The sequence below is a fragment of the Streptomyces sp. NPDC087845 genome (assembly GCF_044742755.1).
In the GTDB taxonomy this organism is placed as follows: domain Bacteria; phylum Actinomycetota; class Actinomycetes; order Streptomycetales; family Streptomycetaceae; genus Streptomyces.
Map to the genome: position 1 here is coordinate 979,330 of NZ_JBIUVC010000001.1, position 12,094 is coordinate 991,423.

The 12,094-nt window shown below is 71.9% G+C and carries 11 protein-coding genes; 6 read left to right on the forward strand and 5 right to left on the reverse strand.

The window, feature by feature from the left end:
• The 3 genes from otsB to ACIOMQ_RS04560 all read right to left on the reverse strand — a co-directional run bounded on the left by otsB (position 1) and on the right by ACIOMQ_RS04560 (position 2,719).
• Positions 1-879, reverse strand: coding sequence for a trehalose-phosphatase (gene otsB, locus ACIOMQ_RS04550; protein ID WP_401262968.1), 879 nt, complete (start codon positions 877-879; stop codon positions 1-3).
• Between the two features lie 170 nt (positions 880-1,049).
• Positions 1,050-1,316: a DUF3263 domain-containing protein gene (locus tag ACIOMQ_RS04555; RefSeq protein ID WP_362195121.1), complete on the reverse strand. Its 267-nt coding sequence runs from the start codon at positions 1,314-1,316 to the stop codon at positions 1,050-1,052.
• Positions 1,317-1,420: 104 nt separating this feature from the next.
• On the reverse strand, positions 1,421-2,719 hold the full coding sequence (locus ACIOMQ_RS04560; RefSeq protein WP_362195118.1) for an extracellular solute-binding protein: 1,299 nt from the start codon (positions 2,717-2,719) through the stop codon (positions 1,421-1,423).
• Between the two features lie 273 nt (positions 2,720-2,992).
• Between ACIOMQ_RS04560 and ACIOMQ_RS04565 the strand changes: the two genes are divergently transcribed.
• From ACIOMQ_RS04565 to ACIOMQ_RS04585, 5 genes are all read left to right on the forward strand, one after another.
• Positions 2,993-3,901 carry a sugar isomerase gene (locus ACIOMQ_RS04565; protein WP_362195115.1) on the forward strand — a complete coding sequence of 303 codons (909 nt, stop codon included), beginning with the start codon at positions 2,993-2,995 and terminating at the stop codon, positions 3,899-3,901.
• A gap of 113 nt (positions 3,902-4,014) precedes the next feature.
• On the forward strand, positions 4,015-4,947 hold the full coding sequence (locus tag ACIOMQ_RS04570; protein ID WP_401262967.1) for an ROK family protein: 933 nt from the start codon (positions 4,015-4,017) through the stop codon (positions 4,945-4,947).
• Positions 4,947-6,101, forward strand: coding sequence for an N-acetylglucosamine-6-phosphate deacetylase (gene nagA / locus ACIOMQ_RS04575; RefSeq protein WP_362195105.1), 1,155 nt, complete (start codon positions 4,947-4,949; stop codon positions 6,099-6,101). Before ACIOMQ_RS04570 ends, nagA begins: the two co-directional genes overlap by 1 nt.
• A 170-nt stretch (positions 6,102-6,271) precedes the next feature.
• The gene (locus tag ACIOMQ_RS04580; RefSeq protein WP_401262965.1) at positions 6,272-7,252 is read left to right on the forward strand and encodes a 1-phosphofructokinase family hexose kinase; all 981 of its coding nucleotides are present in this window, start codon (positions 6,272-6,274) and stop codon (positions 7,250-7,252) included.
• A 76-nt stretch (positions 7,253-7,328) separates the two neighbouring features.
• A complete protein-coding gene (locus ACIOMQ_RS04585; RefSeq protein ID WP_362195099.1) occupies positions 7,329-8,180 on the forward strand; it encodes a class II fructose-bisphosphate aldolase in 852 nt (283 codons plus the stop codon).
• 271 nt (positions 8,181-8,451) lie between these two features.
• On the opposite strand, the gene ACIOMQ_RS04590 is transcribed toward ACIOMQ_RS04585, so the two are convergent.
• Both ACIOMQ_RS04590 and cdgB read right to left on the reverse strand, forming a co-directional pair.
• The gene (locus ACIOMQ_RS04590) at positions 8,452-9,411 is read right to left on the reverse strand and encodes a CBM35 domain-containing protein (RefSeq protein WP_362195096.1); all 960 of its coding nucleotides are present in this window, start codon (positions 9,409-9,411) and stop codon (positions 8,452-8,454) included.
• 152 nt (positions 9,412-9,563) lie between these two features.
• On the reverse strand, positions 9,564-11,207 hold the full coding sequence (cdgB, locus tag ACIOMQ_RS04595) for a diguanylate cyclase CdgB (protein WP_362195092.1): 1,644 nt from the start codon (positions 11,205-11,207) through the stop codon (positions 9,564-9,566).
• 370 nt (positions 11,208-11,577) lie between these two features.
• Here cdgB and ACIOMQ_RS04600 point away from each other — a divergent pair, with 370 nt between their 5' ends.
• Positions 11,578-12,084, forward strand: coding sequence for a flavin reductase family protein (locus tag ACIOMQ_RS04600; protein ID WP_362195089.1), 507 nt, complete (start codon positions 11,578-11,580; stop codon positions 12,082-12,084).
• Positions 12,085-12,094 lie beyond the last annotated feature (10 nt).

Genomic DNA, 12,094 nt, shown 5'->3' on the forward strand with positions numbered 1-12,094 from the left:
TCAGACGCGCTCGGCCAGCGCCGCCAGGAAGGCGACGACGGCCCCCGGGCCGTCGAGCAGCAGGTCCGCGCGTTCGGCCAGTTCGGGCACCTCCGCGCTGCCGCTGCACACCAGCAGGCCGGGGATGCCGTCGGGGCCCTCGGTGCGGAGCTTCTCCACGGCGGCGTACGCGGCGAGGTCGCCCAGGTCGTCGCCCGCGTAGAGGACGGACTCGGCGTCCGTCTCCCGTACGTAGCGTGCGAGCGCCACGCCCTTGTCCATGCCCGGCGGGCGCAACTCCAGGACCAGGCGGCCCGGTTCGACGATCAGTCCGTGCCGGGCGGCGAGCTCGCCGAGGGGTTCGCGCAGGGCCTCGAACGCGGCCTGCGGGTCGGCGGCGCGGCGGGTGTGGACGGCGAGCGCCTGGCCCTTCTCCTCGATCCAGGTGCCGTGCCATGAGCCGAACCGGTCGAGCACACCGGGGAGTTCGGCGCGGACCGCGGCCGTGCCGGGGTGCGGGGCGGGGGTGCGGACGGTGCCGGTCACGGCGTCCCAGCGTTCGGCGCCGTAGTGGCCGAGGACGACGAGGTGGTCCAGTCCCCGTACTCCGGCGAAGCCGCCGTGCCGGACCGCGACGCCGGCCGGGCGGCCGGTGATCACGGCGATGGAGGCCACTTTCGGAGCGAGCGCGACGAGCGCGTCGACGGCGCCGGGGTGGGCTCGGGCCTGCTCCGGGTCGGGGACGATGTCCGCGAGGGTGCCGTCGAAATCGAGCGCGACGACGGCGCGGTCGGGGCGCGCGAGGATCGCGTCGAGGGCTTCTCGGCCGGCTGGGGTGGTGGGGGTGGGGAGCTCGGACGGGGTCTCGCTCGGCGCGGGTGCGTGCGGGTTGCTGCCCATGGGGCGAGCCTATAGCGGCGACGCGGCGCCGGGGGCCTGTGGCGGGCTTTCCCAGGGGCGCCGCCCCCGGACCGCCGCTCCTCGATCACCGAGGGGCCTGATGTCGCGGGGCGAAAACCGCAGCAGCAGCCCGGACGCGCTCACCGCAGCGGCGGCCCGGACACGCCCCCTCAGCGGCGCCCCCGCTTCGCGTCCCGTACGCGGCGCAGGCGGTTCACCGTCACGGGGTCGGCCTCCAGGGCCCGGCGGTCGTCGAGGAGCGCGTTGAGCAGTTGGTAGTAGCGCGTCGGCGAGATGCCGAGCCGTTCGCGGATCGCGCGGTCCTTCGCCCCGGGCCCGGCCCACGACTGCCGCTCGACGGCGAGCACGGCACGGTCCCGGTCGGAGAGGCCGCCGGGGCCGTCCGCGGTGCCGGGGCCGTTCGAGGAGGTGGTCACATCAGCCAACCTATCGCCCGGCCGGGGAGCCGCCACCCGTTCCCCCGGCCGCTCCGTGCTCCGGTGCCCGGTGTCCTTCGTCCGCCCTCCGCTCGCGTCCTGCGCTACTCGGCGCCCTCCGCCGCCGTCGCGTCCCGTGCGATCCGTCCCAGCGTCCTCGCGGGGCTGCCGCCCGGTTCGACCGCCTTGCCGATGTTCTCCTTGATCGACTCGCTGGTCCGGGCCCAGGACGTCTTGCCGTACGGGTAGAACTCCGCGTTCGGCAGCGCAACCAGGAACTTCCGCAGCGGCTTGTAGCGGGGGTCGGACTCCATCGCCGCGGAAGCGCTGTCGGTGACCGGCAGCATGTCGTACTCGTCGGCGAAGTCGATGACGTTCTTGTCGGTGAACAGGTAGTTGAAGAATTTGCCCATCTCCACCCGGTGGCCGCGCTGCTTGAAGCCCATGATCCAGTCGGCGACACCCATCGAGCCCTTGGAGGGACCGCCGGCACCGGGCAGCGGGACCATGCCGACCTGGATGCCCTTCTTCTCGGCCTCCTGCATCAGCGTCGGGTGGCCGTTCAGCATGCCGACCTCGCCGCGCGTGAACGCGGCGAACGCCTTGCCCCGGTCGAGCTTGCCGGGCGCGACCGGGCCCACGAGGCCCTTGTCGACCAGGTTCGTCCGCAGCCAGTCGAACGTCCTGACGTTCTCGGCCGAGTCGATCTCGTACGAGCCGGCGTCGTCGACATAGCCGCTGCCCCCGCTGAGCAGCCACATCATCGTCTCGCCCTGGGCCTCCTCCGGGCCGAACGGCAGCGCGATCGGGTAGGTCACGCCCCGCTGCTTGAGCACCGCCGCGTCCTCGCGTATGTCGTTCCAGGTCCGCGGGGCGTCGAGGCCGGCCCGCGCGAAGTACTTCTTGTTGTAGAAGAGCAGCCGGGTGCTGGCGACGAACGGCATTCCGTACTGGGTCCGGTCCACGCTGCCCGCCTCGGCGAGGTGCGGCAGGAAGTTGGCCTGGGCGGGGATGGTCAGCAACTGGTCGGCCCGGTAGAGCTTGCCGGCCTTGGCGTAGTCGGCGTACGAACCGATCTGGGCGATGTCGGGGGCCTGCCCCTTCTTCACCATCCCGGCGACCTCGCGGTCGATGTCCGTCCACGCGTAGACGCTGACATCGATTCTGATGCCGGGGTGGGACGCCTCGAAGCCCTTCACGAGCCGGGCCCAGTACTTCTCGGAGCTGTTGGCCGCGCCGGTGCCGTAGTCGGCCGCGACGAGCCTGAGGGTGACGTCCCCCGATCCCCTGCCGGTGCCCCCGCAGCCCGACGACGTTGCTGCCAGTCCCAGTGCGGCCACAGCCGCTATAAGTCCCGAGTAGCGCCGCTCCACAGCCCAGACCGTCCTTGTCCGTCGTGTCATCCGGGCCGGCCACGTCCTCGTGGGGCCTCCGGATGAGGTGCGATCCTCCCGCGGACGATCGCCGAAGGTCTACACCAGCGCGGTATCGCTTTCGCAACGTCGTCGGATCCGCGTCCGGTCGGCGCGCGAGGGCATTGCCCTTGATCGACGCCGACTGCTAAGCAGGTTGCGGCGCAAGGCACTTCCGGGTCTTTGGCGGTCCGGGCCTTGTTCCGACGCTGTGCCGCACCGCCCGCATCGCCACCCGTTCCATGCCGCAAGGAGCCGTTCAGCATGTCCCGTACCGCATCAGAGATTGCCACCCAGCCCGACTGCTGGCGGCGTGCCGCAGAGGCGGGGGCGGTGTTCGACGGACTGCCGCGGCCCGGTGAGCGGGTCGCCGTCACCGGGTGCGGCACCTCCTGGTTCATGGCCATCGCGTACGCGGCGCTGCGCGAGGCGGCCGGGCAGGGCGAGACGGATGCGTACCCCGCCTCGGAGTTCCCCGCCGGGCGGCCGTACGACCGGGTGGTGGCGATCACCCGCTCCGGTACGACGACCGAGGTGCTGGAACTCCTCGGCGAGCTGCGCGGCAAGGCCGTCACCGTCGCGCTGACCGCCGACCCGAGGACGCCGGTCATGGACGCCGCCGACGCGGTGGCCGTACTGGACTGGGCGGACGAGGAGTCGGTCGTCCAGACCCGGTTCGCCACCACCGCGCTGGCCTTCCTGCGGGCCGGTCTGGAGGCGTCGGGCCCGCTTCCGGCCGGGGTGAAGACGGTCGCCGCCGCGGCGGTCGACGCGGAGCTCGCGGTGACGGAGCCGCTGGACGAGGCGGTGGTCTCGGCCGAGCAGTGGACGTTCCTGGGGCGCGGCTGGACGTACGGCCTGGCGCAGGAGGCGGGGCTGAAGATGCGTGAGGCGGCGGGCGCCTGGACGGAGTCGTACCCGGCCATGGAGTACCGCCACGGCCCGATCTCGATCACCGGGCCGCACCGGGTGGCCTGGGTGTTCGGCCCGCTGCCGGAGGGGCTCGCCGGTGAGGTGGCGCGGGTGGGCGGCACCCTGGTCGCGCGCGCCGCCGCGGACCCGATGGCGGATCTGATCCGGGCGCAGCGGCTGGCGGTCGCGCTCGCGGAGTCGAAGGGGTACGACCCGGACCACCCGCGCAACCTCTCGCGCAGTGTGATCCTCTCGCCTTGAACCCGCCTGCCCGGTCCACCGGGGCGGGTGAGCGGACGCGATTTTGTATGGATGCGCAACAAACCCCCATAGTGGACTAGACCTTTTTGGCTCCTCGGGCGAAACTGTTTCCCGTGAAACACGTCATCGCCCTCGATGTGGGCGGCACCGGAATGAAGGCCGCACTGGTCGGGGCGGACGGCACCCTGCTGTACGAGGCACGGCGGGCGACCGGCAGAGAGCGCGGTCCCGATGCCGTGGTGGAGTCGATCCTCGCCTTCGCCGCGGACCTGCGGGCGTACGGCGAGGAGCACTTCGGCGAGAGCGCCGTCGCGGCCGGTGTCGCCGTGCCCGGCCTCGTCGACGCCGAGAACGGGATCGCCGTCTACGCCTCGAACCTGGGCTGGCGCGACGTACCCATGCGGCAACTGCTCGGCGAGCGGCTCGGCGGTGTCCCTGTCGCGCTCGGCCACGATGTGCGCACCGGCGGGCTCGCCGAGGGCCGGATCGGCGCGGGCAAGGGCGCCGACCGCTTCCTCTTCGTACCGCTGGGCACCGGAATAGCCGGGGCCATCGGCATCGCGGGCACCATCGAGGCCGGCGCGCACGGGTACGCGGGCGAGATCGGCCACATCGTGGTCCGGCCGGACGGCCCGGACTGCGGCTGCGGCCAGCGCGGCTGCCTGGAGACCCTGGCGTCCGCCTCCGCGGTGTCCCGGGCCTGGGCCACCGCGTCCGGCGACCCGACGGCGGACGCCGCGGACTGCGCGAAGGCCGTCGAGTCGGGCGACCCGGCGGCCATGGAGGTCTGGCGGAACGCCGTCGACGCGCTCGCCGCCGGACTGGTCACCGCGCTGACCCTGCTCGATCCCCGCATGCTCATCATCGGTGGCGGGCTCGCCGAGGCCGGGGAAACCTTGTTCACACCACTCCGTGCGGCCGTCGGGGAACGTGTCACGTTCCAGACGCTGCCCCACATCGCCCCGGCGGCCCTCGGGGACACCGCCGGATGCCTGGGCGCAGGGCTGCTCGCCTGGGATCTTCTCTCCACGGAGGTAACCGCCTGATGGCCGGACGCGCAGACAGCACAGTGCTCGCAGGTGCCCGGGTGGTGCTTCCCACCGGGACCGTCGAGGACGGCCGGGTGGTCGTCGAGGGCACCCGGATCGCCGGCTCGACGCCGGAGGGCGCCCGGACGGTCGACCTGAGCGGCCACTGGGTGGTCCCGGGCTTCGTCGACATGCACAACCACGGCGGCGGCGGCGCGTCCTTCACCTCCGGCACCGTGGACGAGGTCCTCACCGGCATCCGCACCCACCGCGAGCACGGCACCACCACGCTGGTCGCCTCCACCGTCACCGGAGAGATGGACTTCCTGGCCCACCGGGCCGGTGTCCTGTCCGAGCTGGTCGAGCAGGGCGACCTGGCCGGCATCCACTTCGAGGGGCCGTTCATCTCGCCGTGCCGCAAGGGCGCGCACAGCGAGGACCTGCTGCGCCACCCGGACCCGGCCGAGGTCCGCAAGCTGATGGACGCGGCGCGCGGCACCGCGAAGATGTTCACCCTCGCCACCGAACTCCCGGGCGGCATCGAGTCGGTGCGGCTGCTCGCCGAGCACGGTGTCATCGCCGCGATCGGGCACACCGACGCCACGTACGAGCAGACCGTCGAGGCGATCGACGCGGGCGCCACCGTCGCCACCCACCTGTTCAACGCGATGCCTCCGCTCGCCCACCGCGAGCCCGGCCCGATCGCCGCCCTCCTGGAGGACGAGCGGATCACCGTCGAGCTGATCAACGACGGTACGCATCTGCACCCCGCCGCCCTGGAGCTGGCCTACCACCACGCGGGCGCCCACCGCGTCGCGCTGATCACCGACGCCATGGACGCGGCGGGCTTCGGCGACGGCCGGTACCAGCTCGGCCCGCTCGCCGTCGAGGTCAAGGACGGCGTCGCGCGGCTGGTGGAGGGCGACTCGATCGCGGGCTCCACGCTCACCCTGGACACCGCGTTCCACCGGGCCGTGACGGTCGACAGGATCCCGGTCGAGGACGTCGTGCAGTCCATCTCCGCCAACCCGGCCCGGTTGCTCGGCGTGTACGACAAGGTCGGCTCGCTGGAACCGGGCAAGGACGCGGACCTCGTGGTCCTGGACGCGGACTTCACCCTCCGGGGCGTCATGCGCAAGGGCGAATGGATCAAAGAGCCCCGGATCGGGTGATTTGCCCCCTTACTGACGGCGAGTCGAATACGTAACGAAGAGACGGCGGTTGGTCCGGGGGTCTGGGCCGACTGCCACCTCTTTGGCATGATCGCCTGAGAAACAGGCAGAGAAAGCGCATTCCGTCCACGGATTCGCGCTCCAGAGCAGGGATCGAGGGAGCGGCCGCGGTGATCCTCACGGTCACACTGAATACGGCACTCGACCTGACGTACGGCGTCCCGGAACTTGTCCCGCACGCCAGCCACCGCGTCAGCGACATGTCCGAGCGGCCCGGCGGCAAGGGCCTCAACGTGGCCCGGGTGCTCTCCGCCCTCGGCCACGAAACGGTGGTCACCGGCTTCGCCGGAGGCTCCACCGGAGCCGTGCTGCGCGAGCTGCTGGCCGGCCTGTCGCCGCTGGAGGCCGGCCCGAAGGCCGCGAACGGCGCCCTCCCCGCCGCCGCGCCGGTCACCGACGCCCTCGTCACCGTCGCCGGGAACACCCGCCGCACGATCGCCGTCGTCGACCGGGCCACCGGCGACACCACCCAGCTCAACGAACCCGGCCCGCTCATCACCGCCGACGAATGGGCCGCCCTCCTCGGCCGGTACGAGGAGCTCCTCACCGGGGCCGACGCCGTCGCCCTCTGCGGCAGCCTGCCGCCGGGCATCCACGTCGGCGCCTACGGCGAACTGGTCCGCCTGGCCCGCACCGCCGGTGTCCCCGTACTCCTGGACACCAGCGGCGAACCGCTGCGCCGCGGCATAGCCGCCCGCCCCGACCTGATCAAGCCCAACGCCGACGAGCTCGCCCAGCTCACCGGCTCCCGCGAACCGCTGCGCGCCACCCGCGACGCCCGCCGCCGCGGCGCGCACGGCGTCATCGCGTCACTGGGCCCGGACGGCATGCTGGCGGTCACCCCCGACGGCATCTGGCAGGCATCGCCGCCCGCCAAGGTCCTGGGCAATCCGACCGGTGCGGGCGACTCCGCGGTGGCCGGGCTGCTGTCCGGCCTCGTCGAGGGGCTGAGCTGGCCGGACCGGCTGCGGCGGGCGGTGGCACTGTCGACGGCGACCGTGCTCTCCCCGACGGCCGGCGACTTCGACCGCGCGGCGTACGAGGAGCTGCTGCCGCGCGTCGGCATCGAAGAACACACCGCGGCGGCCTGAGCCGCCACCCGTATCGGCCCTCCCGGCCCCTCCGGCCGGCCGGGCCGTTCAGCACAGAGAAGCAACAGAGGTCAGCATGCCGCTCGTCAGCACCGGTGAACTCGTCTCCGCCGCACAGGCCGAGGGACGCGGAATCGCCGCCTTCAATGTCATCACGCTGGAGCACGCGGAGGCCATCGCGGCCGGCGCCGAGCGCGCCGGAGCGCCCGCCATCCTGCAGATCTCCGAGAACGCCGTGAAGTTCCACGGTGGGCGGCTCTCCGCGATCGCCGCCGCGGCCGCCGCCGTCGCCCGCACCTCCGGCGCCCCCCTCGCACTCCACCTCGACCACGTCGAGTCCGTGGAGCTGCTGCACCAGGCGCACACGGAGGGCTTCGGCTCGGTGATGTTCGACGCCTCCAAGCTCTCGTACGAGGAGAACGTGCGGGCCACGGCCGAGGCGGTGGCCTGGGGGCACGAGCGCGGCATCTGGATCGAGGCCGAGCTCGGCAAGGTCGGCGGCAAGGAGGGCGAGGCCCCGCTCGACGCCCACGCCCCCGGCGTCCGCACCGACCCGGCCGAGGCTGCGGCCTACGTCCGCGACACCGGCGTGGACGCGCTGGCCGTGGCGGTCGGCTCCTCCCACGCCATGACCGAGCGCACCGCCGCCCTGGACCACGCCCTGATCGGCCGGCTGCGCGACGCGGTCCCCGTCCCGCTGGTGCTGCACGGCTCCAGCGGCGTCCCCGACGAGGAGATCCGGCAGGCGGTCGCCTCCTCCGGCATGGTCAAGATCAACGTCGGCACGGCGCTGAACACGGCGTTCACCGGCGCGGTACGGGCGTACCTGGCCGAGAACACCACGGGCGTGGACCCGCGCAAGTACATCGCGCCGGGGCGCGAGGCGATGGCCGCGACGGTGGCCGGGTTCCTGGCCCTGATGGGCTGACCGCGGCACGCAGCGCGTTGCGCGCGCCGAATCATGGAGTTTTCTCATCCTGGCTCGTCGCGAGGTCGGACGGTCTTGAACAGGTGAGTGTCTTCCGGGTTCAGTGTCCCGATCCCGGACCGAGGACCGGGTGCCCTCACCAAGGGCACTGCTGATGCAAGAGATGACATTCGCGCAACAGACGCCACATCACTCAGCGCAGGAAATATAAATGCGGCCTCTCCCGGGTTCGGACACCAGGAGAGGCCGCAAAGCGTTCGCCCTCAATGGGCTAACCGTTCGCAGGGGCGACTTTCAGCCAATCCAGGATCACGTCGCACTGATTCCCTTCCTGGCACGAGATGCTGACCTCGTTCTCACCCTTGATCAGGTCGACCGGCGCCCAGGTGGTCTGCCAGTTCTTTTCCCAGTTCGAGTCGGACGAGTGGATGAAGTTCTTGAGGCCGATGGGCTGCGAATTCGGCTTCCCGTTCACCGTCAGCGTTGCATTGGCGTCCTTGGCGGGAATCGCGTAGCGCACCGTCAGGCGGTACTTGCCTTCCTCCTCTATCGCTGCCTTCCACGTCACGGATGACCCAACCGCGTTGAAGCCCGTGACGTATGAGCCGTTCGGGCCTTCCGCGCCCTTGACCGACTGGCTGACTACCGCCGTACCGCCGAGCTTCAGCGTCGCCGCATCCTGCTTGGGGAGCTCGGCCGGGGCCTCGGGGCTCGCGGACTTCTCGGACTTCGGGGACTCCTCGACCTGGTCGCCGGGTCCGGCGGAGGTGGTGGCCTCGTCCTTCTTCCGGTCCTTCTTGTCATTGCCCGTGAGCAGCGCGGCGCCGATGCCGATGAGCACGACCAGGACCACCGCGACCGCGGCGATCAGCAGGCCCTTGGTGTTCGGGCCGCCCTTGCCGGGGCCGCCGGCGCGACCACCGCGGCCGCCCTGCTGCGGGGCATACCCGGGGGAGGCGGCGCCGGGGTACGTCTCCGGGGCGGCGTACTGCGCGTTCGGCTGGCCGTACGGCTGCTGCGGCGGCACCTGCTGCCCGTACTGGCGCTCACCCACCGTCCGCACCTGGTTGTACGAGGTCCGGGGCACACCGGGCTGCTGGGCCGCCGGACCCGGGTAGCCGTAGCCGCCCGTTCGCGGCGGCTGGGCGCCCGCTGCCTGTCCGTCCTCGTACAGGTAGCCGAACGGATCGTCGTCCTCGGGCTTGTTTGCGCCGTTGTTCCCGGCCGTCATCCCTGGGTCACTCCTCACCATGTCGCCAGCCGTCGCCGAATATCGCCAGCCGTGGCCGACCGGCCGAGCCTACCCCGAACGGACCACACCAAGAATTGCCGTCGCAGGTCCTGGAACCGCCCGGGGCGGGGAAACAAGCACCGCCGTGAACGTCAGCCGGCCCTGCGGTGAACCTTCGACCTGGACCGCTTCTCCACGTACATCCGCTGGTCGGCGGAGCGCAGCACCTCTTCGGCGGTCATGCCGCAGGCGGCCCAGCCGATGCCGAAGCTCGCCCCGACGCGCACCGCCCGGCCGTCGACCCTGATGGGCGGAATGATGGCATTGCGCAGGCGTACGGCCAGGTCCGCGGCGTCCGCCGCGCCGAGCCCGTCGGCCAGGACGACGAATTCGTCGCCCCCGAGCCGGGCGACGGTGTCGCCGTCGCGGACACAGGTGGTGAGGCGGCGGGCGACCTCGATCAGGACGGCGTCCCCGGTGTGGTGGCCGAAGCGGTCGTTGATGGACTTGAAGCCGTCGAGGTCGCAGAAGAGGACCGCAAGGCCCTTCGCGCCGTCGTCGTGGTCGGTTTCGGGTGCGACGGAGTGCACATGGTGGTCGTACGGGCCGCCGGGCGCCGAGTCCACGTCGTAGCCGTGCGTCCGCCCGTCCGGGTCGTCGGCGTCGCCGTACGCCGCGTCCAGCGCCTCGACCGCGGAGGTGGCCACCGAGTGCGGGCGCTCGCAGAGCCGGGAGCTGAGCCGGGAACGCAGCTCGGCGCTGTTGGGCAGGCCGGTGAGCGCGTCGTGCGAGGCGCGGTGCGCGAGGTTCAGCTCGTGGCGCTTGCGCTCCTCTATGTCCTCGACATGGGTGAGCAGGAAGCGGGGGCCGTCCGTGGTGTCGGCGACGACGGAGTTGCGCAGCGAGACCCAGAGGTAGGTGCCGTCCCGCCGCCCCAGCCGCAGCTCGGCGCGACCGCCCTCGGCGGAGGTGCGCAGCAGGGTGCCGATGTCCTCCGGGTGGACGAGGTCGGCGAAGGAATAGCGGCGCAGGACGGACGCCGGGCGGCCGAGGAGCCGGCACAGGGCGTCGTTGGTGCGCAGCAGCCGACCGTGCTGGTCGCCGCCCATCTCGGCGATGGCCATGCCACTGGGGGCGTACTCGAAGGCCTGGCGGAAGGACTCCTCGCTGGCCCGCAGCGCCTGCTGTTCACGCTCCAGACGGACCAGGGCGCGCTGCATGTTTGCTCTCAGCCGGGCGTTGCTGATCGCAATGGCCGCCTGCGACGCGTACATCTGGAGCGCCTCACGGCCCCAGGCGCCGGGGCGGCGGCCGTTGCGCGGGCGGTCGACGGAGATGACGCCCAGGAGGTCGTTGCCCCCGCCGGACGCGTACATCGGGGCATAGAGCCGGTCCTCGGGGTGCCACTCGTCCTCGAAGCGGGGCTCGGGGCCCTCGGTGTGCCACTGCGGCACGTCGTCGTCGAGGAGGACCCAGCCGTCGGTATGGGGTATGAAACGGAGCTCGTCCCAGACCTCGCCCATCGACAGCCTGCGCTCCCAGGAGCTGCGCGAGCCGACGCGGCCGGTGATCAGGGCTTCCGCGGCGCTGTTGCCGGCGAAGGCGGCGACGACGAGGTCTCCGTCGGGACGGACCAGGTTCACGCAGGCCAGCTCGTAGCCGAGACCGGCGACGATTCCGTCGGCCACGGTCTGCAGTGTGTCGGCCAGGCTCCGCGCCGTGTTGAGATCGGCCACGGCCTGGTGCAGCTGCCGCATCGTCGCAAGACGGACGTACGGCTCCGACTCGGCCTCCATTGCTCGCACTCCCCGAGACCTCGACAGCACTCCAGGTTTCATATCGACGTACTTACTGCAGTGTCACGGCCACTGAATCACAGTGAGCTGTGCAGCCGGTACACAGGGTCAGCAAATATTGCACTCTGTGACTCAAGTCACAACAGATGGTGAAGGGGCTACGGTGCGGCGCCCCCGCGGTCCGTCCTTTTCTTGAACGCAAATCCGGGCGTTGCAGCGCCGCTCCCCCGGCACTCCCGGCCGGGGGTCCTAGGACCAGGCTGGTCCCCTGGCCCGATGCGACGGCGCGCCGCCCGCCGCTAGCGTGCCGGATGTGTTGCAGACGAAGCCTCCCGCCCCGCGTTCCGAGCCCGTCCCCCATGCTGAGGGGGTGAGCAACGATGAGTTCCGGGCCGCCCTCGCCCGGCTGGCCGCCGGTGTCGTGCTGATCACCGCCGAGGAGCCGCCGCTCGACGAGAACGGGCACGGCGAGGACGTCGGGATGACGGCGACCGCCTTCATGTCGGTGTCGCTGGACCCGCCCCTCGTCATGGTCAGCCTGCGCAACGACTCACGGATGGACGACCTGCTGTCGGAGCAGCCGCTGTGGGCGGTCTCCGTGCTCACCGAGAGCCAGCGGCACATCGCCGGACGGTTCGCGATGAAGGGCCGGATCAGCGACCGGCTGCTGTTCGAGGACATCCCCTACCGGAGGGGAGAGATCACCGGCGCGCCCCTGGTCGGCGGCGCACTGGCCACGCTGGAGTGCCGCACCGAGCAACGGGTCCTGGCGGGCGACCACACCCTGGTGATCGGCCGGGTCCTGAGCGCGGACCTGCCGAGCGGGGACGGCTCACCGCTGACGTACTTCCGGGGGCGGTACCGGCAGCTCGGCTGAGAGGGCGGTA